The following is a 24,108-nucleotide window of genomic DNA, read 5'->3' as shown; positions in this document are numbered from 1 at the left end:
TCAGGCCTCGCCAATGTCGATGATGATGTTGCCGTCAGCGTCGCTGCGTGCGCGGTCGCCGGGTTCGAGCACGGTGGTGGCATCCATCTGTTCGAGGATCGCCGGGCCTTCGATGATAGCATCGAGCGGCAGCTTTTCACGCGCATATACGGGCGTGTCGTGCCAACGGCCGGCATACCAGACCGGCCGGATTTCGCGCCGCGCCTCGTCCAGCGTTGCTGCGCGCCCCGCCGGATCGATCAGGCGCGACAGATCGATCGCCAGACGCACGCCGGTGACCGATGTATTGAGATTGACGAGATTGGCTCGGATTTCCGGCAGCTCGACCTTGAAGCGGGCGAAATAGGCCTTTTCGAAAAGCTGCTGCAGCGTTGCCCGGGTCACCGAGGAGGACGGCAGCGCCACGTTGATGATGTGGGTCTGGCCGACGAACTGCATGTCGGCGGAGTGGGTGACGCGGATCGTCTCCGGCTTTACCGCTTCCTTGCCGATCAGTTCCTCGCCTTCGTTTCGGTGCCGTTCCAATACCGCGTGAAGATGCGTTTCGTCGAGCACCGACACCGGCTGGTTGATGGTGTTGACGAAGTCGTGGCGCAGGTCGGCAACGACGCAGCCGAGCGCGTTGGTGATGCCTGGACGCGCCGGCACCAACACCTTGGGCAGGCCGAGTTCGCGCGCCAGGGCAGTCGCATGCAGCGGCCCGGCGCCGCCGAAGGCGAACAGCGCGAAATCGCGGGGGTCATGACCGCGTGACACCGAGACCATGCGGATGGCGCCGGCCATCTTCATGTTGCCGAGCCGCAGCACCGCGCCCGCCGCCTCGACGCCGGAAAGGCCGGTCGGCTTGCCGATTTTCTCCTCGAAGATGCCGGTGACGCGCTCTGATGTGACCGGGTTTTCGACTGCCAGCAGCTTCTTCGGCGCCAGCCGGCCGAGCACCAGATTGGCGTCGGTGATGGTCGGCTCGAGGCCGCCGCGCCCGTAGCAGATCGGGCCGGGATTGGCGCCCGCACTTTCCGGGCCGATCTGGATCAGGCCGGCCGCGTCGACGCGGGCGATCGAGCCGCCGCCGGCGCCGACCGTGTGCACCGCCACCATCGGCACATGGATCGGCATGGCATATTCGATCTCGATCTCGTTCGAGACGGCCGGCTCGGCATTGCGGATCAGCGCCACGTCGGTCGAAGTGCCGCCCATGTCGTAGGTGACGAGGTTTTCGAAGCCGGCACGTTTTCCGGTGTAGGCGGCGGCGATGACACCCGAGGCCGGACCGGACATGACAGTCTTGGCCGATTCACGTGTGACGAAGCGGGCCGAGATCATGCCGCCATTGCCGTTCATGATCAGGAAGTCGCGGGCATAGCCTTTTGCAGCCAGTTCCTTGCGCAGCCGCTCGACATAGCGCTCGAGGATCGGCTGCACCGAGGCGTTGACCGAAGCGGTGACGCCGCGCTCGAACTCGCGCGCCTCCGACAGCAGCGCATGGCCTGCCGTGATGTAGCCGTTCGGCCAGAGCTCGGCGGCAATTTCGGTGGCGCGCCGCTCGTGCGCCGGATTGGCGTAGGAATGCAGGAAATGGATGACGAGGGATTCGCAACCGGCCGCGATCAGCGTCTGCACCGCCTCGCGCATTTCGGCCTCGTCGAGCGGTGTGCGTATCGCACCCGACGCTTCGACGCGCTCCGACACTTCGAGCCTGAGATTGCGCGGGATGATCGGCACGAAGCTGCCGGTCATGCCATAGGCCTGCGGCCGCGTGCGCCGGCCAAGCTCGATCACGTCGCGAAAACCGCGCGTGGTGATCATGCCGGTTTTCGCCAGCCGGCGTTCGAGCACCGCATTGGTGGTGGTGGTCGTGCCATGCACGATGAGGTCGATGCCGTCGATCGGAAATCCGGTGGCGCCGAGCGCCGAAACGACACCGAAGGCCTGGTTGTCGACCGTGGTCGGCGTCTTGGCCAGATACACCCTGCCGCCATCGCTTCCGTCGATCAGGAGCAGGTCGGTGAAGGTGCCGCCGACATCGATACCGGCAACGACATTTCCCTGGGGATCGCGCGCTTGCGCCGAAATATTCTCTTCCATCGTCGAAACCCGAAATGCGCGGACTACGGATATGCGTCAGTTTGGAAAGCTGTTTTAAGGGAGCATCTTGACGCAAATATCGTTTGTATACTAATAAATTCCGGACACAAGAGCTTGCCGCTTTGGAGTGTGCGAACAGCACGCCGGGACCTGAATGGTCCGGGCGCGCAAGTGAAGGTTTGGCGCCCGCGTCCGTGAGCTGGGCCAGAAGGTTGGATTTGATGAACACCACATCCGCTCTCAATACCGTCGGCGCCCGACCGCTGCAGTTCCCGATTCCGGCCAATGTCTATGCCGAAACCGTGGTCTCGGTGAAGCACTACACCGACCGGCTGTTCTCGTTCCGCATCACCCGTCCGCAGTCGCTGCGCTTCCGCTCCGGCGAGTTCGTCATGATCGGCCTGCCCAATGCAGAGAAGCCGGTGTACCGCGCCTATTCGGTGGCGAGCCCAGCCTGGGACGAAGAGCTGGAATTCTTCTCGATCAAGGTGCCGGACGGCCCGCTGACTTCGGAGCTGCAGAAGATCCAGGTCGGCGACACCGTCATCATGCGCCAGAAGTCGACCGGCACGCTGGTGGTCGACGCACTGACGCCGGCCAAGCGGCTGTTCATGATCTCGACCGGCACCGGCATCGCGCCCTTCGCCAGCCTGCTGCGCGACCCCGACACCTACGAAAAATTCGATCAGCTGATCCTGACCCATACCTGCCGCGACAATGCGGAACTCACCTACGGCCAGGAGCTGGTCGCAGCACTTGAAAGCGACCCGCTGATCGGTGAACTGACCACTGGGCGCGTCACGCTCTACAATTCGACGACCCGCGAGGAATCGGCACGCATGGGCCGCATCACCGCGCTGATCGGCTCCGGCAAGTTCTACAGCGATCTCGGCATCGACAAGCTCAACCCGGAAACCGATCGGATCATGATCTGCGGCTCGATGCATATGCTGAAGGACGTCAAGGAACTAGCCGAAAGCCTCGGCTTCGAGGAAGGCTCGCTGAGCCATCCGGCGACTTTTGTCGTCGAGCGCGCCTTCGTCGGCTGAGCCGCACCAACATCTCGGAAGTCTACGTTTTTGACCGCACGGTCAAAAATTGCTGCTTTCGCCGCCTTTTTCGGTTATGACCGCCCGCAGGACTCGTGAAGTAGGGCTTCACGGGCTATCTTCGGCACACGTCGCTGAATGAAAGGGCAGGAGATGAGCAGCACAATCCGCGAAGCCGATGTCGGCTCGTCCAAGGTGACGCCGCTGCCGGCGCGTGCCGCCGCCAATACAGCCGTCCCGCACGATCATCGCATTGCGCGCAACCCCGGCATGAAGCTCGACCTTGGCTTCATGGAATCGGTGCGCAGCGTCAATCGCTCGGCGCTGGAACGGCGCGTCGCCAGCCTGACCAAGCGGCGCTCTATCAAGGCCGACAACCAGGCCGCCTGGCTGCTGCGCGCCGTCGCCTGCATGGATTTGACGACGCTGAATTCCAACGACACCGAGGAGCGCGTGCGCCGGCTTTGCGCCAAGGCGATCAATCCGTTCCGCCGCGACATTGTCGAGGGCCTCGGCATATCAGGTGAAACCATCCGCCCGGCCGCCGTCTGCGTCTACCACCCCTTCGTTGCCACCGCCGTCGATGCGGTGCGCGGCACTGGCATCCATGTCGCCGCCGTCTCCACCGCCTTTCCGCATGGCCTGGCGCCGCTGTCGACCCGTTTGCAGGAGATCGAGGCCTCGGTCCGTGACGGCGCCGACGAGATCGACGTCGTCATCCCGCGCGGCCTGGTGTTCGGCGCCAAGTGGCGGGAGCTTTACAATGAGATCGTCTCGATGCGCGCCGCCTGCGGTGATGCGCATCTGAAGGTCATCCTCGGCACCGGCGACCTCGCCACGCTGCGCAATGTCATGCTGGCCTCGATGGTGGCGATGATGGCGGGCGCCGATTTCATCAAGACCTCGACCGGCAAGGAAAGCGTCAACGCGACGCTGCCCGTCGGCCTCGCCATGGTGCGTGCCATCAGGGCCTATTTCGAGGAAACCGGCTATCTCATCGGCTTCAAGCCGGCCGGCGGCATTTCCACGGCCAAGGCCTCGCTCGACTGGCTGGTGCTGATGAAGGAAGAGCTCGGCCGGCCATGGCTGGAGCCGGACCTGTTCCGCTTCGGCGCGTCGAGCCTCTTGACCGACATCGAGCGCCAGCTCGAGCACCATTTGACCGGACATTATTCGGCCAATCATCGCCACGCGATGGCGTGAGCCTTTACCCCCACCCCGATCGGCTTTTGCCGATCGACCCTCCCAGGCGGGAGGGTGAAGGAGGCACCTGATGAACATTCTCGATCGCTATCACGCCATGGAATACGGCCCGGCACCGGAGGCCCGCAACGAGGCCGACGCCTGGCTTGCCGCGCGCGATTTCGGCAAGGCGCTGTTCATCGGCGGCGACTGGAAAGCCGCTGCCGGCGGCAAGACCTTCGAGACCAGCGAGCCGTCTTCCGGCAAGCTGCTGGCCGAGGTCTCGGACGCCAATGCCGCCGATATCGACGCGGCGGTTGCGGCCGCCGCCAAGGCGCTGCCGAAGTGGTCGGCAGCCTCAGGCTATCAGCGTGCCAAAGTACTCTATGCCATCGGCCGCGCCATGCAGCGGCATCAGCGCCTGTTCGCGGTGCTTGAGACCATCGACAACGGCAAGCCGATCCGCGAAAGCCGCGATATCGACGTGCCGCTGGCGATCCGCCATTTCATCCACCATGCCGGCTGGGCGCAGGCGCTGGACAGGGATTTCCCCGGCCATAGGGGTGTCGGCGTCGTCGGCCAGATCATCCCGTGGAACTTTCCGTTGCTGATGCTGGCCTGGAAGATCGCGCCGGCGCTCGCCGCCGGCTGCACCGTGGTGCTGAAGCCGGCCGAGTTCACGCCGCTGACCGCCATCCTGTTCGCCGAGATTTGCGAGCGTGCCGGCGTGCCGAAGGGCGTCGTCAACATCGTCCAGGGCGGCCCTGAGGCCGGCGTCGCCATCGTCAACCATCCCGGCGTCCAGAAGATCGCCTTTACCGGCTCTTCCGAGGTCGGCAAGATCATCCGCAAGGCCACCGCCGGCTCGGGCAAGAAACTGTCGCTGGAGCTCGGCGGCAAATCGGCTTTCATCGTCTTCGAGGATGCCGATCTCGACAGCGCCGTCGAAGGCCTGGTCGACGGCATCTGGTTCAACCAGGGCCAGGTCTGCTGCGCCGGTTCGCGGCTCCTGGCGCAGGAAGGCATAGCCGACGCCCTGATCGCCAAGGTCAAGACGCGGATGAGCCGGCTGCGCGTCGGCAGCCCGCTGGACAAGAACACCGATATCGGTCCGCTCGTCGATCTGACCCAGCTCGAGCGCGTCAAGGGCCTGGTTGCCGAAGGCGCCAGACAGGGCGCTGTCTGCTGGCAGCCGGATGCCGCACTGCCGTCCTCCGGCTACTACCTTCTGCCGACGCTCGCCACAGGTGTTTCGCCGGCTAACATATTGGCGCAAGAAGAGGTGTTCGGCCCTGTTCTGGCGACCATGACCTTCCGCAACACCGAGGAAGCGATCGAGCTCGCCAACAACACGCGCTATGGCCTCGCCGCCTCGGTGTGGAGCGAGAACGTCAACCTTGCCCTGCACGTCGCGCCGCAATTGAAGGCCGGCGTGGTCTGGGTCAACGGCACCAACATGTTCGACGCCGCCTGTGGCTTCGGCGGCTACCGCGAGAGTGGTTTCGGTCGTGAGGGCGGGCGCGAGGGCATGTTCGAATATCTCACGGCAAAATTGCCGCTCGGCCCGGTCATCAAGCCGGCGACGATGTCGGCGCAACCGGTCGAGCAGGCCGATGGCGCGGCAATCGACCGTACGGCAAAGCTGTTCATCGGCGGCAAGCAGGTACGGCCGGACGGCAATTATTCGCTGGCTGTCGCCACCGCCAAGGGCAAGCTTGCCGGCGAAGTTGGGCTTGGTAGCCGCAAGGATATCCGCGATGCCGTCTCCGCCGCCCGCGGTGCCAAGGCCTGGCCGGAGGCGACCGCCTATAACAGGTCCCAGGTGCTCTATTATCTGGCCGAGAACCTTTCCGGCCGCGCCGGCGAGTTCGCCGCCCGTCTCACCGAATTGACCGGCGCCACGCCCAAGGCTGCGCGGGAAGAGGTAGAACAATCCATCGAGCGGCTGTTCCTCTATGCCGGTCTGGCCGACAAATTCGAGGGCCGCGTGCACCAACCGCCCGCGCGTGCCGTGACATTGGCGCTGCACGAGCCGGTCGGCGTCGTCGGCATCGTCGCGCCGGATGCCTCGCCGCTGCTCGGCCTGATCTCGCTGATTGCACCCGCACTCGCGATGGGCAACACCGTGGTCGCAGTGCCGTCGGAGCGCTACCCGCTGCTGGCGACCGATCTTTACCAGGTCATCGAATATTCCGACATTCCCTCAGGCGCCATCAACATCGTCACCGGTCGCAGCGCCGAACTCGCCGGCGTGCTGGCCAAGCATGACGATGTCGACGGGCTTTGGGTGTTCGCCGATGCCGAGACCTGCGCCAAGGCGGAAGCCGAGTCCATCGGCAACCTCAAGCGCGTCTGGAGCGGCAATGGCCGCGGCATCGACTGGGCATCCGACCAAGCCGCCGGCGACGCCTTCCTACGCCGCGCCGTCGAGGTCAAGAATGTCTGGGTGCCTTACGGCGATTGATGGCCTGCCGGTACTGTTCAGATCGTGTTCGGGCTTGACGCCCGGACAGATGTTCTTTAACGAGAAAAAACATCTTTATCAGTGAACGGTCAACGGCGCAGGCTGCACGATCACGCGTGACTGGCACATGACGCCTTGGCCAGCCGCAGGTAGACCCGGACTATCCCAGCGGACGAGGAGAACAGCATGGCGGATCTGGCAGGCAAGGTCGTTGTCGTCACGGCAGCGGCGCAAGGGATCGGCAAGGCGAGCGCACTGGCCTTCGCAAAAGCCGGCGCCATCGTCTACGCCACCGACATCAACGAGACGCTGCTGGCGGAACTCGCCAAGACGCCAGGGATCAAGACCCGCAAGCTGGACGTGCTCAACGACGAAGCCGTCAACGCCGCCTTTGCCGAGATCGGTGTCGTCGACGTGCTGTTCAATTGCGCCGGTTTCGTCCATTCGGGCTCGATCCTGGAGATGAAGGACGGCGACCTCGATTTCGCGCTGAACCTCAATGTCCGCGCCATGATCCGCACCAGCCGGGCCGTGCTGCCCGGCATGCTGGAACGCGGCGACGGATCGATCATCAACATGGCCTCGCTGGCCAGTTCCACCAAGGGCGTGCCCAACCGCTTCGTCTATGGCCTGACCAAGGCCGCGGTCATCGGCCTGACCAAGGCGATAGCCGCCGACTATGTCGGCAAGGGCATACGCTGCAACGCCATCTGCCCCGGCACGGTCGAGAGCCCGTCGCTGCAGGACCGCATGCACGCGCAAGGCGACTATGATGCCGCCCGCGCCGCCTTCATCGCCCGCCAGCCGATGGGCCGGCTCGGCACGCCGGAGGAAATCGCCGATCTGGCCGTCTACCTGGCCGGCGCCACGTACACGTCCGGGCAGGCCTACAATATCGACGGCGGCTGGTCGATCTGACTGCGGAAATCTTGCGTGGGCCGGACGATCTGGCCCGTTGCCGGCGTTCAACAGGGGATCGAACAGTCTGAAAATCCCGCGCGCCGGCTATCTTGTATGGCGATCGCGCTTGTCCGTAGTCAGGTCGGTGAGTACGGTCCGCCGGTTCCTTGAAGGAGCAATCGCCTTGGCGGAAAGTTTGCAAAAGGCCGCGAGGCCGCAATCAGGAGAAGGATTTAGATGAAACTGCTGCGCTATGGCGAGGTGGGAAGCGAACGTCCCGGCCTGCTCGATGCGGATGGAACGATCCGTGATCTCTCCGCTCACGTCACCGATATCGGCGGCAAGGCACTCGATCCGGCATCGCTGGCAGCACTCGCCAAGCTAGATCCGAAGTCGCTGCCGGCGGTTTCCGGCAGCCCGCGCCTCGGCGCCTGCGTTGCCGGCACGGGCAAGTTCATCTGCATCGGCCTGAACTATTCCGACCACGCCGCCGAGACCGGCGCTACCGTGCCGCCGGAGCCGATCATCTTCATGAAGGCAAGCTCGGCCATTGTCGGGCCGGATGACGACGTGCTGATCCCCCGCGGCTCGGAGAAGACCGACTGGGAAGTCGAGCTGGCCGTGATCATCGGCAAAACCGCCAAATATGTCAGCGAAGCCGACGCGCTCGACTATGTCGCCGGCTATAGCGTCGCCCACGACGTCTCAGAGCGCGCCTTCCAGGCCGAGCGCCAGGGCCAGTGGACCAAGGGCAAGAGCTGCGACACATTCGGCCCTACCGGCCCATGGCTGGTGACCAAGGACGAGGTAGCCGATCCGCAGAACCTCAAAATGTGGCTGACCGTCAACGGCAAGACGATGCAGAACGGCTCGACCAAGACCATGGTCTATGGCGTCAAGTATCTGGTGTCCTATCTCAGCCAGTTCATGTCGCTGCACCCCGGCGACATCATCTCCACCGGCACGCCGCCCGGCGTCGGGCTGGGCATGAAGCCGCCGGTGTTCTTGAAGGCCGGCGATGTGGTTGAACTGGGCATTGAAGGCCTGGGGCAGCAGAAGCAGACGTTCAAGGCGGACGTTTAGGCAGTACATTTCGGGGTCAGCGCTGCCCCTTCATCCGGCCGCTTCGCGGCCACCTTCTCCCCGCTGGGGAGAAGAGACTGGCGTCGGCGCTGGCAATCTCCTCTCCCCTCGGGGAGAGGTCAGCCGAGCGAAACGGAGGCTGGGTGAGGGCCAGCGCCGGCGTATCTACTTCAGCACCTTCCCATCCGTACCAAACCGATACGTCTTCGCCGGATCCGGCGTCGCATACAGCGTGGCACCCGGCTCGGCATCGTAAACACCAAAAATCCGCACGGTGATCAGCCCGGCCTTCTCGCAGTCGAGATAGAGGTTGGTGTCGGCGCCGAGATGCTCGGCGTGCACCACCGTTCCCTTCCAGGAGCCGGATTTCGGATCGACGGTCAGATGTTCCGGCCGCACGCCGATTGTCTTGGCGGTTTCGCCGAGACGGGCGCCGTCGACGAAATTCATCTTCGGCGAGCCGATGAAGCCGGCGACGAACTCATTTGCCGGCGAATTGTAGAGCTCCATCGGGCCACCGATCTGCTCGATTTTCCCTGCGTTGAGCACTACGATCTTGTCGGCCAGGGTCATCGCCTCGACCTGGTCGTGGGTGACGTAGATCATCGTTGCCTTCAGCCGGCGATGCAGCTGCGCGATCTCCAGCCTTGTGTTGACGCGCAGTGCGGCATCGAGGTTGGACAATGGCTCATCGAAGAGAAAAAGCTTCGGCTCGCGCACCACGGCGCGGCCGATGGCGACACGCTGGCGCTGGCCGCCGGAGAGTTCGGCCGGCCGCCTTTCGAGATAGGGCTCCAGCGACAGCATCGACGAGGCTATGCCGATGCGGCGCTCGATCTCGGCCGCCGGCGTGCCGGCCTGCTTGAGGCCGAGGCCCATATTGTTCTTCACCGTCAGATGCGGATAGAGCGCATAGGTCTGGAACACCATGGCGATGCCGCGCTTGGCCGGCGGCGTGGCCGAAACGTCCGCGCCGTCGATGACGACGCGGCCCGAGGTCGAATCCTCCAGCCCGGCAATGACCCTGAGCAGGGTCGACTTGCCGCAGCCGGACGGCCCGACGAAAACGACGAACTCGCCGTCGTTCACTTCGAGGTTGATGCCCTTCAGCACCTCGACCGGCCCAAAGGCCTTCTTCACGTTCTCGATGTTCAGCGAGCCCACGGCTTCGTCCCTGTTCTAGAGTTTGAGGGCGGCGCCGCTGCGCACGCTCTCGTCGGCGGCAAGGCAGACGGCGAGCGATTTGACCGCGTCGTCCATGTGTTTGGCGAGGTCCAGATCCTCGCGGATTGCCTTCAGCACGAAGGCCTGTTCGAGGTCGCAGAGGTCCTGATGGCCGGGTTCGCCTGCCATCGACAGCATTTCGTCGGCCTTGAGAAACTTGCCGTCCGCGTCGGCCGCCGCATTGTGCAGGCGGATGGTCGAGGTCTTGGTGTGGGTGTCGATGTCATCGGACTTCACACCTTCCTTCATGACGATCGACACGCAGCCATTGGGCGAGATGACGTCCTTCACGAAGAAGGCGGTTTCCGAAATCATCGGCCCCCAGCCGGCCTCATACCAGCCGACCGAACCGTCGTCGAACAGCACCTGCAAGTGGCCGTAATTGTACATCGAGGGCGCGACCTCGTCGGTCAGCCGCACGCCCATGCCGCGCACTTCCACGGGCTTCGCATCGGTGATCTGCAGCATGACGTCGAGATAGTGCACGCCGCAATCGACGATCGGCGAGGTCGTCTGCATCAACTGCTTGTGCGTCTCCCAGGTATGGCCCGAGGATTGCTGGTTGAGGTTCATGCGGAAGACGTAGGGGCCGCCGAGCTTGCGCGCTTCGGCGATGAGCCTGATCCAGGACGGGTGATGGCGCAGGATGTAGCCGATCACCAGCTTCCTGCCGTTGGCCTTGGCCGCCGCGACGACGCGCCTGGCATCGGCCACCGTCGTTGCCAGCGGCTTTTCGACGAAGACGTGGCAACCGGCCTCGAACGCCTTCACCGCATAGTCGGCATGGCTGTCGGAATAGGTGGCGATGCAGGCGACATCGGGCTTTTCATCGCGCAATGCCTCGTCGAAGGAGCGCTTGATGCCGTAACCCGACAGCCCGTCCGGCAGCGGCACGTCGGAGCGATTGATCAGCGCCGCGATCTGGAAACCTGGATTGGTATGGTAGGCCAGCGCATGGCTGCGACCCATATTGCCAAGCCCGGCGACGACGACGCGCAGAGGGGTTTCAGAACTCACTTCACCGCTCCGGAAGTAATGCCGCGGATCAACTGCCGCGAGAAGATGACGTAGAGGATCAGCACCGGCATGATCGCCAGCGACAGCGCCGCCAGGATAGCGTTCCAGTTGGTGACGAACTGGCCGAGGAACAGCTGGGCGCCGAGCGTCACCGTCTTGGTTTCTTCCGACGGCGCCAGGATCAGCGGGAACCACAGGTCATTCCAGATCGGGATCATGGTGAAGACGGCGACGGTTGCCATCGACGGCCTGACCAGTGGCAGCACCAGGCGGAAGAAGATGGTGTATTCCGACAGGCCGTCGATGCGGCCGGCATTCTTCAGATCGTCGGACACCTGCTTCATGAACTCCGACAGGATGAACACGGCAAGCGGCAGGCCTTGCGCGGTGTAGACCAGGATCAGCGCCGTCAGCGTGTTGACCAGCCCGCTCGCCACCATCAATTGCAGGATGGCGACGGTGCCCAGCCGGATCGGGATCATGATGCCGAGCGCCAGATAGAGCCCCATCAGCGAATTGCCGCGGAAGCGGTATTCCGACAGCGCAAACGCTGCCATGGCGCCGAACAGGAGCACGAAGAACAGCGAGGCGACGGTGACGACGAGGCTGTTCTGGAAATAGTGGAAGAAGTCGCCCTGGCCGATGACGGTGGTGTAGCCGATCAGGTCGAAGGTCTTTGGCGTCGGCGGCGTCAGCGGCGCGCCGAAGATGCCGGCGCGGGACTTGAACGAGTTCATGATCACCAGGATCACCGGAAACAGCGCGATCACCGTGTAGGTCAGCAGGATCGCATGGGCGCCGATGGTGCGGGGCACGGAACGGGTGGCGGTGCTCATCTCTCGGCCCCTCAGAACTGGTAGCGACGCAGGCGCGTCTGGACGAGGAAGAGGTAGACGCAGACGCCGCCGAGGATGATCAGGAACATCATCGTGGCGATCGCCGCGCCCATATTGGGGTCGCCGACCTGCAGCTGGAAGCCGAAGAAGGCGCGGTAGAGGAAAGTGCCGAGAATATCGGTCGAATAGTTCGGCCCGGCGAGCGCGCCTTGCGCGGTGTAGATCAGGTCGAAGGCGTTGAAATTGCCGACGAAGGTGAGGATCGAGATGATGCCGATCGACGGCAGGATCAGCGGCAGCTTGATCTTCCAGAACTGCGCCAGGCCGGTAATGCCATCGCATTCGGCGGCCTCGATCACCTCTTCGGGGATCGACAGCAGGGCGGCGTAGATCAGCATCATCGGGATGCCGACGAACTGCCACACCGAAATCAGGCTGAGTGCGGTGAGCGCATATTGTTCCTTGCCGAGCCATGGCGTGAACAGGCTTTTCAGGCCGACGAGATCCATCAGATGCGGCGCCACGCCCCACAACGGGGACAGGATCAGCTTCCAGGCGAAACCGACGATGACGAAGGACAGGATGGTCGGCACGAAGATCGCCGTGCGGTAGAAGGCCGCGAACCTCAGTCTCGGGCTGGACAGAAGCGCGGCCAGCATGACGCCGATCGGGTTCTGCACCAGCATGTGGATGATAAAGAACCAGGTGTTGTTCCTCAGCGCGTTCCAGAAACCCACCGACCAGTTGGGATCGCCGAACAGCATGCGGAAGTTTTCCAGCCCGACGAAGACCTGGTGCTGCTCGATGTTGCGGAACAGCGAGAGCTGCAGCGTGCCGGCGAGCGGCAGGATCATGATTGCCGTGTAGACAAGCACCGCCGGCGCCAGGAAGACGCCTATATGCCAGCGGAACGGTCTTTTCGCTCTGATATCTGCGGCCATGAGTTCGGTCCCCGCCGTCTCTCGGTTCCAAAGGGTATCGATCTAGATGATGCCTCGATGCACGGCCCGACCATTCCTGCCGATGCGGCAGGAACAAAGGCCTGCGACTGATCAGCTAGCCTTCCCCGAAGAGAGGGTAAGGCCGGGAGGCGGTGCCGACAATCGCAATCCGAATAGGCTTTGAATGAGGTAGTCCGGAACCGGCCAGGCGTGCGCCAGGCCGGTTCCGTTGCCTGAGCTCTTACTTGGCCGGATGGTACCAGCTATCGAGGCCGGTCTGCAGCTTCTTGGCCGCCGCTTCCGGCGTATCGGTGCCGTTGATGACGTTGGCCGATTCAACCCAGGTCTCGTTCTCGAGGTTCGGCGTGCCGCGCGACAAGATCTGGTAGGTCGAGCGGATCGTCGACTTGCACTTGCCGCGCCAGGAGACGAATTCCTGCGCCAGCGGGTCTTCCATCTTCACCGGCGAGGAGTTCAGGCTGAAGAAGCCCGGCAGTGCGTTGGCGTAGATGGTTGCGAAATCCGGCGAGGCGACCCAGGACAGGAAGGTCTTGGCCGCATCGGCGTTCTTCGAAGCCGCATTCAGGCCCATGCCGATATCGGTATGGTCGGAGATGTAGCAGGTGTCGCCGGCCTTCTCGACCGGCGGCGGGAAGGCGCCCATCTTGAACTGCGCCTGGGTGTTGAACAGGCCGATCTCCCACGAGCCGGCCGGGTAGATGGCGGCGCGGCCGAGCGTGAACAGGTTCTGGCTGTCCGGATAGGTCTGCGCCTCGAAGCCATCGCCGAGATAAGGCTTCCACTTGGCCAGTTCCTCATACGGCGCGACCCAGTCCTTGTCGGTCAGCTTCTGATCGCCCTTGATCAGCGCCGCGCGGCCGTCCTCGCCCTTCCAGTAGTTGGGGCCGATGTTCTGGTAGCCCATGGTCGCGGCTTCCCAGAGATCCTTGGTGCCCATCGCCATCGGGATGTAGGTGCCGTCGGCCTTAATCTTGTCGAGCGCGGCGAAGAACTCGTCGCGGGTCTCCGGCACCTTGATGCCGAGCTTGTCGAAGGCGTCCTTGTTGTAGATGAAGCCGTGGATGACCGAGGCCATCGGCACGCAGAAGCTCGCCTTGCCGTCGTCGGTCTGCCAGGCGGACTTGGCCACCGGCGAAAAGTTCTCCATGCCAGGCAGCGCCGAGAGATCGGCAAGGTTGCCCTTCTTGAACAGCTCAAGCGACTTGTCGAACGGGCGGCAGGTGATCAGGTCGCCCGCCGAGCCGGCGGCGAGCTTGGCGCCGAGCGCGGCGTCATATTCGGTCGGAGCCGAGGGTGCGAACACGACCTTGATGCCCGGGTTCTTGGCTTCGAAAGCCGGGATCAGCTTGTCCTTCCAGATGGCAAGGTCGTCGCCGCGCCAGCTTTCGATGTTGAGCGTTACGTCGTCGGCGTGAGCCAACCCGGCCGAGCCGAGAATGCTGGTGCCCAAAAGCAGTGCCGTCAGTAGTTTCGTTGTCATGCTCAGTCTCCCTGTTGACCTTTTTCAGGTTCGGTTTTGATGAGAACAGAGGCTTTTGAGCCCTTGCTCCCCTCTATAGCGGAAAGGGCCGGCCGCAACTTCTGGCCGGCCTCTTCCAGTATCTTCTGCGCCGCGTCAGTGCTGTCGGCGCCGGCGGCGAGCAGAATGGCGGTCTTGACCGCGCCGCCGCTCTTTTCGAGCAGGCGGGCCGCTTCGTCCGTGCCGCGGCCGCTGACGGCGGCGACGATACGCGCCGCGCGGTCGCGCAGCTTGATGTTGTCGGCCATGAGATTGACCATGTAGCCGTCATGCACATGGCCGAGATGGATGGCGGTCAGCGTCGACAGCATGTTGAGCGCGATCTTCTGGGCAGTGCCGGCGCCCATGCGCGTGGAGCCGGCGATCAGTTCCGGCGGCGTTTCGAGCAGGATGGCGGTTTGTGCCTGGCGCAGCAGCGCAGAGTCCCTGTTGTTGGCGATGCCGATGGTGGCAGCGCCGCGGCGGGCAGCCTCCTCGATGGCCCGCACGGCATAGGGCGTCGTGCCGCTGGCGGAAATGGCGATCAGGCAGTCGCCCTTGCCGAGGCCGGCCTCGGCGACCGCTGCCGCGGCTTCCTCGGTGTCGTCTTCCGGCCCGCCGGCCAGCGTGCGGAAAGCGTCGTCGCCGCCGGCGATCAGGATGGCGATGCGGTCGCGGTGAATGCCGAAGGTGCCCGGCAGCTCCAGCGCATCGGCCAGTGCCATCAGGCCTGAGCTGCCGGCCGCGGCGTAGGCAAGCTTGCCGCCGCCCTTCAGCCTGCCGGCGATGATCTCGGCGGCCCTGGCGATGGATGGAATGGCATGGCGCACCACCTTGGCGGCTTCGATCTGCGCATCGGCCAAATAGGAAAGGATGGCGTCCGGAGGCTGGATATCCAGCCCCTCGGCATTTTTGTGAAGCGCTTCGGTGCGCGTTTCGGCCATCCCGGTTCCTCCAATACCAGAACAATACCAAAAAAATACCACTTGTCCACACGCATTAACGAATTCGCGGACTGGAAATCGCTGAGCGGCCGAAATACGCAGATTTTTCAATAAAATACGGCTTAAACTTTTTGAAACGGAAATTAACCCTTGGCTATTGGTATTTTATTGGTATTATCCGCCCGGAGGAGAAATCAACGTGAATTTCGTGCTCGGAATCGATGGCGGCGGCACCAGCTGCAGGGCCGCCCTGGCAACGGCGGACGGCACGGTGATCGGCCGCGCCAAAAGCGGCGCCGCCAACATCCGCACCGACCTGACCGGCGCTCGCTCGAACATCGTCGAGGCCGCCAGGCAGGCGTTCCTCGTCGCCGGGCAGGATCCGGAACTGATCCCGCGAACGCCCGCAATTCTCGGCCTTGCCGGCGCCAATGTCGGCACCTACCGGCAGCAGCTCGAGGCGATCCTGCCATTCAGCATCAGCCAAGTCGAGACCGACGCCGAAATCGCGCTGGAAGGCGCTGTCGGCGCCGGTGACGGCGCCATGGCGATCCTCGGCACCGGCACCGCCTATATGGCGCGCAGACAAGGCAAATCGCGCGCCATCGGCGGCTGGGGCTTCCAGGTTGGCGACCAGGGCAGCGGCGCCCGTATCGGCCGCGACCTGCTCGAACAGACACTGCTTGCCTATGACGGCGTCCGCGCGGGCTCGCCGCTGACGCAGAGCATGCTGGCCGTCTTCCGCAACAACCCGGAGGATGTCGTCGAATTCACCACCAATGCCAAGCCCGGCGATTTCGGCGGCTTCGCACCCAAGGTGTTCGAACACGCCGAGAAGGGCGACAGCGTCGCCAACTGGATCCTCGACAAGGTAGTTGCCGATGTCGAAGCCTCGCTCGGCGCGCTCGATCTCGCCGACGACGCGCCGCTGTGCCTCCTCGGCGGGCTGGCGCCGCTCTACGCGCCGCGCCTGTCTGCCCGCTACCGGGCGCTGCTGAAGCCGCCGCTCGACGACGCGCTGGGCGGCGCGGTGCAGATGGCGGTTCGCCTCCTTGCCGGACACGCGGAGGCAACTCGATGAGCGAGGCCGCCGACCAGATCTTCGCCACGCTGAAACATCAGGCGCAAAGCGGCGCGCCGCTTTATCTGCAGTTGCGCAAGAGCATCGAGGACGCGGTCAATCGCGGCCTGATCGGGCCGGGCGACGCGCTGCCCTCCGAGCGCGACATCGCCACCAAGGCCGATATTTCGCGGGTCACCGTGCGCAAGGCGGTGCAGGACCTGGTCAAGGGCGGCATCCTGGTGCAGCGCCACGGCTCCGGCACCTTCGTGGCGCCGCGCATGGAGCGTGTCGAACAGTCGCTGTCGCGGCTGACCTCGTTTACCGAGGACATGGCGCGGCGCGGCATGGTGGTGCGTTCGGCATGGCTCGACCGCGGCCTTTACGCACCTTCGCCCGACGAAATGATGGTGCTCGGCCTGTCGTCGAACGAACTGGTGGCGCGCGTGGCGCGCCTGCGCATTGCCAACGACACGCCGCTGGCGATCGAGCGGGCCTCGCTGTCGGCCAGCGTGTTGCCCGACCCGGCCGACATAGGCTCCTCGCTCTATGCCGCGCTGGAATTGACCGGCAATCGGCCGGTGCGGGCGGTGCAGCGCATTTCCGCCGCCAATCTCGGCGACAGCGACGCGCGCCTGCTCGAGGTGCCGCCAGGCATTGCCGGCCTGCACATCGAACGTATTTCCTATCTGGCGAGCGGCAAGGTGATCGAATTCACCCGCTCTATCTACCGGGGCGACGCCTATGATTTCGTCGCCGAACTGCGGCTGACAGGGCCGAGCGAAGAGGGCCGACCATGAGCACGACAGAGCCGACCATGTCGACAGAGATGACCCATATGCGGCGCGAGATCGAGGAGGTCCCGCAGGCCGTCGCCCGCCTGCTCGACGGCTCCGGCGCCGTGCTGACCGAAGCCGGGCGCGGCATCCGGGAACGCGACCCGCAGTTCGTCGTCACCGTGGCGCGCGGCTCGTCCGACCATGCCGCCACCTTCATGAAATACGCCGTCGAGCTGACGGCGGGCCTGGCCGTCGCATCGGTCGGGCCGTCGATCGCCTCGATCTATGGCCGCAAGCTCAGGCTCGCCGGCTCGGCCTGCCTGGCGATCTCGCAATCGGGCAAGAGCCCCGACATCGTCGCCATGGCCGAAACCGCGCGGGCGGGAGGCGCGCTGACCGTCGCCATCACCAACACCGCCGATTCGCCGCTGGCGCGTGCCTCGGACTATGCGATCGACATCCTGGCCGGCCCCGAGCGCAGCGTCGCGGCCACCAAGACCTTCATCAATTCGGCCGTCGCCGGCCTCGCTCTGATGGCGCATGCCACCGGCGACGATGCGCTGCTGGCGGCGCTTGCCCGCCTGCCGGAGCATTTCGGCAAGGCGATCGCCTGCGACTGGATGAGCGTGCTCTCTGAGACGATCGAGAAGCAGAAGTCGTTGTTCATCCTCGGCCGCGGACCGTCGGCGGCGATGGCCAATGAGGCTGCGCTGAAATTCAAGGAGACCTGCGGCATGCATGCGGAAGCCTACAGCGCCGCCGAGGTCATGCACGGCCCGCTGGCGCTGGTCGGCCCCGATTTTCCGGTGCTGGCGCTGGCCGCGCGCGACGCGTCCGAACCGTCGATTGCCGAGGCCGCCGACAGCCTGGCGGCCAAGGGCGCGCCGGTGTTCGTCACCTCGGCACTTGCCCAACGCGCCGTGCGCCTGCCGCATGTCGCCACAGGCCATCCACTGACCGATCCGCTGACGCTGATCGTCTCCTTCTACATGTTCGTCGAGGCGTTTGCCCGCCATCGCGGTCTCGACCCGGACACGCCGCGCAATCTTCGCAAGGTGACGGAGACCGTATGAGCAATCGCTTTGCCCTGACTGGCGCCCGGATTTTCGACGGCGACGATTGGCATGAAGGCCACGCGCTGGTCGTGCGCGACGGTCTCGTCGAGGCCATTTTGCCCACGGGCGCCGTCCCCTCGGACATCGCCCTCGTCGACGCCGGTGACGGCCTGCTGGTGCCGGGTTTCGTGGACCTGCAGGTCAATGGCGGCGGCGGCGTCATGCTCAACGACCATCCCGATGTCGCTTCCATCGAGACCATCTGCCGAGCGCACGCGCCCTTCGGCACGACGGCGCTGCTGCCGACGCTGATCACCGACACGCCTGCAATCACGGCCGCCGCTGTCGCCGCCGGCGAGGCGGCGGCGCGCCAGAAGGTGCCTGGGTTTCTCGGGCTGCATCTCGAAGGCCCGCATTTGTCGGTCGCCCGCAAGGGCGCGCATGATCCGGCGCTGATCCGGCCGATGACGGATGCCGACCAGGCGATGCTGATCGCGGCTCGGCAAAAGCTGCCGGTGCTGCTGACCACCATCGCGCCCGAATCCGTCGAGCCGGCTCGCGTCGCGGCGCTGACTAAGGCCGGCGTCATCGTCAGCCTTGGCCATTCCGACACCGGCTACGCCACCGCCAGCGCCTTTGCCGCGGCGGGCGCCTCGATGGTTACCCACCTGTTCAATGCGATGAGCCAGATCGGCAATCGCGAGCCTGGCCTGGCTGGCGCCGCCATCGACATCGGCACCTTGTCGGCCGGTCTCATCGCCGACGGCATCCATGTCGATCCGGCCACCATCAAGATCGCACTGCGCGCCAAGCAGGGGCCGGCCAGGATCGTTCTGGTCACCGACGCCATGGCGACAATCGGCACCGACATGACGTCGTTCACGCTCAACGGCCGTACCATCTATCGCAGGCATGGCAGCCTGCGGCTCGGCGACGGAACGCTGGCGGGCGCCGATCTCGACATGATCTCGGCCATTCGTTTCACCCACCGCGTCATCGGGGTCGAGCTTTCCGAGGCCTTGCGCATGGCTTCGCTCTATCCGGCGCAAGCAATCGGCCAGTCGCACCGGCTTGGCCGATTCGCCAACGGCACGGCTGCGGATATTGTCGCGCTGTCGGACGATCTCGACCCGAAGGGCGTCTGGATCGGCGGCGAAAAGGTTTTTGGAGCCGGCTACGGCACTGCGCATTGATATCGGCTGTCGTCGTGAAACCTTTTGATTTTGAGGTCGTTGTCGGAGCGTATGTCCGAGGCGAAACCCAAATTGAAACAGGCCGACGGCATCAAACCGCGCGGTGCCTTGAAGCCGCGACAGCAAGCGCCGCGTGACCAGAGGCCGCGCCACGAGGATCTGCGCGAAAAAAAACCGCCGACTGCCGAAGCTGCCCCCGAGGTCGACGGCCAGCCGGGACCGCCACCGGAGGCTGTCGAGCCGGATCCGCAACTGACGCCCGAAGAAGCCGAGCAGGCGCGCCGGAAATACCTGCTGCGGCGTTTCTGGATCAGCGGGCGCGGCTACTGGGCCAGGCGGGGCGATGGGCTTGCCTGGCCGCTCACGATCGGGCTGTTGATCCTGATCTGCGTCAATGTCGGCTTTCAATACGGGATCAACGTCTGGAACCGCTCCTTCTTCGACGCCATCGAGCAACGCAACGCCCACACCGTCTATGTGCTTAGCGCCATATTCCTGCCGCTCGTCGCTGGAAGCGCGGGCCTTGTGGTCGCGCAGGTCTATCTGCGCATGACGATCCAGCGCCGCTGGCGTTCCTGGCTGACCACCGCCGTCATCGCACGCTGGCTTGCCAATGGCCGCTACTACCAGTTGAATCTCGTCGCCGGCGACCACTCGAACCCCGAAGCCCGCCTCACGGAGGATCTGCGGATCGCCACCGAGTCACCCGTCGATTTCATCTCGGGCGTCCTCAATGCGTTCCTGTCGGCCTCGACCTTCATCGTGGTGCTGTGGACGATCGGCGGCGCGCTCACTTTGCCGATCGGTGGCGAAAACCTGACCATTCCCGGCTTCCTCGTCATCACCGCGGTCATCTATGCCGCCATCACCTCCACGTCGATGGTGGTCATCGGCCGGCATTTCGTCCGCCTCTCCGAGCAGAAGAACCAGGCGGAAGCCGAATTCCGCTACACGCTGACGCGGGTGCGCGAAAACGGCGAGAGCATCGCATTGCTTGGCGGCGAGGAGGAGGAGCGCAGCGGCATCGACAGGAATTTCGGTCATGTGCTCAGGCAATGGGCGCTGCTGACGGGCCAGCACATGCGCACGGCGCTGGTGTCGCAGGGGTCGAGCCTGTTTGCGCCGGTCGTGCCGGTCCTGCTCTGCGCGCCGAAATTCCTCGAAGGCTCGATGTCGCTCGGACAGGTGATGCAGGCTGCCTCCGCCTTCGCCATCGTGCAGGGCGCGTTCGGATGGCTGGTCGACAACTACCCGCGTCTTGCCGACTGGAACGCCTCGGCGCGGCGCATCGCCTCGCTGATGATGTCGCTCGACGGGCTCGAGCGTGCGGAGCAGAGCGACGCGCTCGGACGCATCCAGCACGGCGAAACCGAAGACGGTGCGATGCTCAGCCTCGACGATCTCTCCGTCACGCTCGACGACGGCACCTCCGTGGTCAAGGAAACCGAGGTTGCGATCGAACCGGGCGAGCGTGTGCTGGTGGCTGGCGAATCCGGTTCCGGCAAGTCGACGCTGGTGCGGGCCGTTGCCGGCCTGTGGCCGTGGGGCGGCGGCAGCGTCAATTTTCATGCCGACAGGCGACTGTTCATGCTGCCGCAACGCCCCTACATTCCCTCGGGCACGCTTCGCCGCGCGGTCGCCTATCCCGCGGCCGCGGACAAGTGGACGATCAAACAGATCAAGGCCGCCCTGGACAAGGTCGGCTTGGCCTATCTTGCCGAAAGGATCAAGGAAGAAGCGCCATGGGACCAGACGCTGTCGGGCGGCGAAAAGCAGCGTCTCGCTTTCGCGCGCCTGCTGCTGCACCGCCCCGATATCGTCGTGCTGGATGAAGCAACCTCGGCGCTCGACGAGAAGAGCCAGGACGCCATGATGGCGACGGTGATCCGCGAATTGCCCGATGTCACCATCATCAGCGTGGCGCACCGTGCCGAGCTGGAAGCCTTCCACAGCCGCAAGATCACCCTCGAACGGCGCGAGGGCGGCGCCAAGCTTGTCAGCGACATCAACCTCGTGCCGCGCAAGCGCAACCTGCTGAAGCGCGCCTTGTGGGGCTCCGGCAGTCGGGTCGAAAGGGCGCGCAAGGAGTAAGGCGCCGCTGCCCCGGGCTCCGCGCAACTATGATGCGTATATGTCCTTGTAGGTGTCGCGCAGCAGGTTCTTCTGTACCTTGCCCATGGTGTTGCGCGGCAGTTCATCGACGAAGATCACGCGCTTCGGATGCTTGTATTTCGCCACCCGTCCGGCGATCGCGCCGAGAATTTCGGCACCGGTGATCCGCGATGACGGCGCCCGCACGACGACGGCGGTGACGCCTTCGCCGAAATCCGGATGGGCAACGCCGATGACGGCGCTTTCGCTAACCCCGTCGAGCGCATCGATCTCGCTTTCGAGCTCCTTCGGGTAGATGTTGTAACCGCCCGATATGATCAGGTCCTTGCCGCGACCGACGATGTGGACGTAGCCGTCGGCGTCGGTCATGCCGAGATCGCCGGTGATGAAAAAACCGTCGGCGCGGAATTCCGCCTTGGTCTTCTCCGGCATGCGCCAATAGCCGCCGAAAACATTTGGGCCCTTCACCTCGATCATGCCGACCTCGCCCTGCGCAAGCGCTGCGCCACTGTCTGGATCGGCGATGCGAAGCGTGACGCCGGGCAAGGGGAAACCGACGGTGCCGGCGCGCCGCTCGCCCTCATAGGGGTTCGAGGTGTTCATGTTGGTCTCGGTCATGCCGTAGCGTTCGAGGATCGCGTGGCCGGTGCGCTCGCGCCAGGCCTTGTGCGTCTCGGCCAGCAGCGGCGCCGACCCGGAAATGAACACACGGATGTTTTTCGCCGCCTCATGGTCCAGCCCCTCATGCTGCAGCAGGCGCACGTAGAAGGTCGGCACCCCCATCAAGGCCGTGGCACGCGGCAGCAGCGAGACGATGCGGGCCGGATCGAACTTCTGCTCGAACAGCATCGAGGCGCCGGCCATCAGGACGACGTTGGTGGCGACGAACAGGCCGTGCGTGTGGAAGATCGGCAATGCGTGGATCAGCACGTCGTCTCCGGTGAAACGCCAGTGCTCGACCAGCACGCGCGCGTTCGAAGCAAGGTTCTCGTGGCTGAGCATGGCGCCTTTCGAACGGCCGGTGGTTCCCGACGTGTAGAGGATTGCCGCGAGGTCATCCGACCCGCGCGCCACGTCATGAAAATCCGTCGGCAGCCGCGAGGCCTGCTCGGTCAGCGATCCCCGGCCATCGCGGCCGAGCGTGACGGTGACGGCGCCCGTCTTTTCCGCCAGCGCGCCGATGTCGGCCGCTCTTGCCGGATCGCAGACGACTAGGCGTGGTTCCGCGTCGCCGAAGAAATACTCCAGCTCAGCCAGCGTGTAGGCGGTGTTGAGCGGCAGGAAGACGGCGCCGGCGCGCAGGCAGGCGAGATAGAGCATGACCGCTTCCGGGCTCTTCTCGACCTGCACGGCAACGCGGTCACCGGGCTCGACATCCAGTTGCAGGAGCGCATGCGCAAGCTGCGCCGAGCGGGCCAGCATATCGCCATAGGTGATCGAGCGGCCATCATCGGTTTCCATCAGCAAGCGCGCTGGCGCCGGCATCCGGAACCGGAACGCATCGAACAGATGATTGCTCATGAAGGCTTCCCTGGGGTGCTGCGGCGCTGAGCATGCGCCTGTCGCGGCATGCCTCGGCGGCGAGAGTTCGCGGTTCTTGGCCGCGCCGTCAAGCCCGCCGACAGCGGTTCACGCCGGCCGCGCCGACGCAGGTTGCGTGCAAGAAACGAGCACAAGAGACCCGCCAGGAAACGACTGCTATCGCCGAGCGCGTTTGCCGGCGATTTCTTTCGTTTCCTCGTCCTGCTCGAAGCGCTTCATGCACATGGCCGCAGTCAACCGGTAGTGGTTGAGCAGGGCCTCGACGGCACCGTCGGCATTGCCGTCCAGGGCATATTCGGCGATCAGACGATGCTCGCCGAAATCGTCGCGCTGGACGCCTTCGCCATCATTGGCCATTTGCCGGTAGCGATAGGCGTGATCGGAGAGCTGGTCGCAAAACCCCACCAGCCATTGCGACCGGCAGGCCGAAATCAGCACCCTGTGGAAGATGCGATGCAGCCTCTCCCAATCGGGATTGAGCGAGAAGAGATTCTGCGGTGCCAGGCGTGACGCGCGTCCCAGGCGATGCAGCGCCAGCACGAGCTGTTCTTCCCATTCGGCGGTGCGGTGGGTGATGGATTCGCGAAGCGCTCGCTCCTCGAGCCAGCAGCGGGTGCGCGTCAGCTCCTCGAGTTCCGAGGCGCTGACCGGCATGATGAAGAAGCCGCGCTGGTCGTGCCGGCCGAGAAGCCCTTCCGAGGCGAGGCGATTGAGGGCTTCGCGGACAGGCGAGGCGCCGGCTCCATATTTGGAGACCACCCACTCGACCCGCAGCTTGCTCTCGGCTTCAAGGACACCGCCGAGAAGATCGTCCCGCAATTGCTGATAGACCGTAGTGGCAAGCGTGCTCTTCGGTCCGGCAGCGTCGTCGTTCAGATTGGCAGCTCCGTATGTCAAAGCGACTCCTTGTCCCCAGGACTTGTCCCGGGCGATTCGAGTCCGAAAGCATTCGCCTTCTCGTACTTGTACCATACAGCGCGAAGATTCGCCTGCTCAAGCAGAAGATCACGTTATTGTACTTTAGCACAAAGGAATATGCGGCATTTCGGAGTTCAGTGCTGTAATTCCGCGCTTTTTCACAACCTGCGGGCACTTAACATGTTTTGTATGCACGCAGGAGAAT

General features: G+C 64.5%; 19 protein-coding genes. 10 read left to right on the top strand and 9 right to left on the bottom strand.

What is annotated here, in order from left to right; translation table 11 throughout:
• A complete protein-coding gene (locus tag EN990_RS12115; RefSeq protein WP_127384716.1) occupies positions 1 to 2,085 on the bottom strand; it encodes a hydantoinase/oxoprolinase family protein in 2,085 nt (694 codons plus the stop codon).
• Positions 2,086 to 2,306: 221 nt separating this feature from the next.
• On the opposite strand from EN990_RS12115, the gene EN990_RS12110 reads away from it, so the two are divergent.
• The 5 genes from EN990_RS12110 (at position 2,307) to EN990_RS12090 (ending at position 8,763) form a co-directional block, all read left to right on the top strand.
• Complete coding sequence (locus EN990_RS12110; RefSeq protein ID WP_027040179.1) at positions 2,307 to 3,134, top strand: ferredoxin--NADP reductase; 828 nt, start codon at positions 2,307 to 2,309, stop codon at positions 3,132 to 3,134.
• Between the two features lie 153 nt (positions 3,135 to 3,287).
• Entirely contained in the window at positions 3,288 to 4,337 is a 1,050-nt protein-coding gene (gene deoC / locus EN990_RS12105; RefSeq protein ID WP_127384715.1) for a deoxyribose-phosphate aldolase, read from the top strand.
• A 70-nt stretch (positions 4,338 to 4,407) separates the two neighbouring features.
• The gene (locus EN990_RS12100) at positions 4,408 to 6,780 is read left to right on the top strand and encodes an aldehyde dehydrogenase family protein (protein WP_127369150.1); all 2,373 of its coding nucleotides are present in this window, start codon (positions 4,408 to 4,410) and stop codon (positions 6,778 to 6,780) included.
• Positions 6,781 to 6,966: 186 nt separating this feature from the next.
• Positions 6,967 to 7,698 carry an SDR family oxidoreductase gene (locus EN990_RS12095; protein WP_013528567.1) on the top strand — a complete coding sequence of 244 codons (732 nt, stop codon included), beginning with the start codon at positions 6,967 to 6,969 and terminating at the stop codon, positions 7,696 to 7,698.
• A 219-nt stretch (positions 7,699 to 7,917) separates the two neighbouring features.
• Positions 7,918 to 8,763: a fumarylacetoacetate hydrolase family protein gene (locus tag EN990_RS12090; RefSeq protein WP_013528568.1), complete on the top strand. Its 846-nt coding sequence runs from the start codon at positions 7,918 to 7,920 to the stop codon at positions 8,761 to 8,763.
• A gap of 165 nt (positions 8,764 to 8,928) precedes the next feature.
• Here the strand turns inward: EN990_RS12090 and EN990_RS12085 are convergent, their stop codons facing one another.
• The 6 genes from EN990_RS12085 to EN990_RS12060 form a co-directional block, all read right to left on the bottom strand.
• Entirely contained in the window at positions 8,929 to 9,927 is a 999-nt protein-coding gene (locus EN990_RS12085) for an ABC transporter ATP-binding protein (RefSeq protein WP_127369149.1), read from the bottom strand.
• Positions 9,928 to 9,942: 15 nt separating this feature from the next.
• On the bottom strand, positions 9,943 to 11,004 hold the full coding sequence (locus EN990_RS12080) for a Gfo/Idh/MocA family oxidoreductase (RefSeq protein WP_127369148.1): 1,062 nt from the start codon (positions 11,002 to 11,004) through the stop codon (positions 9,943 to 9,945).
• Positions 11,001 to 11,840, bottom strand: a complete 840-nt coding sequence (locus tag EN990_RS12075; protein ID WP_027161160.1) for a carbohydrate ABC transporter permease — start codon at positions 11,838 to 11,840, stop codon at positions 11,001 to 11,003. The genes EN990_RS12080 and EN990_RS12075 overlap by 4 nt, the downstream gene beginning before the upstream one ends.
• 11 nt (positions 11,841 to 11,851) lie before the next feature.
• Positions 11,852 to 12,781 (bottom strand): sugar ABC transporter permease, encoded by a 930-nt coding sequence (locus tag EN990_RS12070; protein WP_027161161.1) that lies wholly within the window; start codon positions 12,779 to 12,781, stop codon positions 11,852 to 11,854.
• A 241-nt stretch (positions 12,782 to 13,022) separates the two neighbouring features.
• Entirely contained in the window at positions 13,023 to 14,282 is a 1,260-nt protein-coding gene (locus EN990_RS12065) for an ABC transporter substrate-binding protein (RefSeq protein WP_013528574.1), read from the bottom strand.
• 2 nt (positions 14,283 to 14,284) lie between these two features.
• Positions 14,285 to 15,244: an N-acetylmuramic acid 6-phosphate etherase gene (locus tag EN990_RS12060; protein WP_127369173.1), complete on the bottom strand. Its 960-nt coding sequence runs from the start codon at positions 15,242 to 15,244 to the stop codon at positions 14,285 to 14,287.
• A gap of 199 nt (positions 15,245 to 15,443) precedes the next feature.
• On the opposite strand from EN990_RS12060, the gene EN990_RS12055 reads away from it, so the two are divergent.
• From EN990_RS12055 to EN990_RS12035, 5 genes are read left to right on the top strand one after another with little or no spacing between them, the layout of a single operon-like run.
• The gene (locus EN990_RS12055; RefSeq protein WP_127369172.1) at positions 15,444 to 16,325 is read left to right on the top strand and encodes an N-acetylglucosamine kinase; all 882 of its coding nucleotides are present in this window, start codon (positions 15,444 to 15,446) and stop codon (positions 16,323 to 16,325) included.
• Positions 16,322 to 17,104 carry a GntR family transcriptional regulator gene (locus tag EN990_RS12050; RefSeq protein WP_063169682.1) on the top strand — a complete coding sequence of 261 codons (783 nt, stop codon included), beginning with the start codon at positions 16,322 to 16,324 and terminating at the stop codon, positions 17,102 to 17,104. Before EN990_RS12055 ends, EN990_RS12050 begins: the two co-directional genes overlap by 4 nt.
• Before the next feature lie 17 nt (positions 17,105 to 17,121).
• Positions 17,122 to 18,156 (top strand): SIS domain-containing protein, encoded by a 1,035-nt coding sequence (locus tag EN990_RS12045; RefSeq protein WP_024502148.1) that lies wholly within the window; start codon positions 17,122 to 17,124, stop codon positions 18,154 to 18,156.
• Positions 18,153 to 19,331: an N-acetylglucosamine-6-phosphate deacetylase gene (nagA, locus tag EN990_RS12040; protein ID WP_013528579.1), complete on the top strand. Its 1,179-nt coding sequence runs from the start codon at positions 18,153 to 18,155 to the stop codon at positions 19,329 to 19,331. Before EN990_RS12045 ends, nagA begins: the two co-directional genes overlap by 4 nt.
• Positions 19,332 to 19,382: 51 nt before the next feature.
• The gene (locus EN990_RS12035; protein WP_127384713.1) at positions 19,383 to 21,422 is read left to right on the top strand and encodes an ABC transporter ATP-binding protein/permease; all 2,040 of its coding nucleotides are present in this window, start codon (positions 19,383 to 19,385) and stop codon (positions 21,420 to 21,422) included.
• 27 nt (positions 21,423 to 21,449) lie between these two features.
• Here the strand turns inward: EN990_RS12035 and EN990_RS12030 are convergent, their stop codons facing one another.
• Complete coding sequence (locus EN990_RS12030; RefSeq protein ID WP_127384712.1) at positions 21,450 to 22,964, bottom strand: malonyl-CoA synthase; 1,515 nt, start codon at positions 22,962 to 22,964, stop codon at positions 21,450 to 21,452.
• Positions 22,965 to 23,141: 177 nt separating this feature from the next.
• Entirely contained in the window at positions 23,142 to 23,882 is a 741-nt protein-coding gene (locus EN990_RS12025) for a GntR family transcriptional regulator (RefSeq protein WP_013528582.1), read from the bottom strand.
• Positions 23,883 to 24,108: the final 226 nt, after the last annotated feature.

This window comes from Mesorhizobium sp. M7A.F.Ca.US.005.03.1.1 (genome assembly GCF_003997975.1).
Taxonomy (GTDB): Bacteria; Pseudomonadota; Alphaproteobacteria; order Rhizobiales; family Rhizobiaceae; genus Mesorhizobium; species Mesorhizobium ciceri.
Note: the sequence above shows the minus strand (reverse complement) of the source record. Positions and strands in the feature narration are given on the sequence as shown.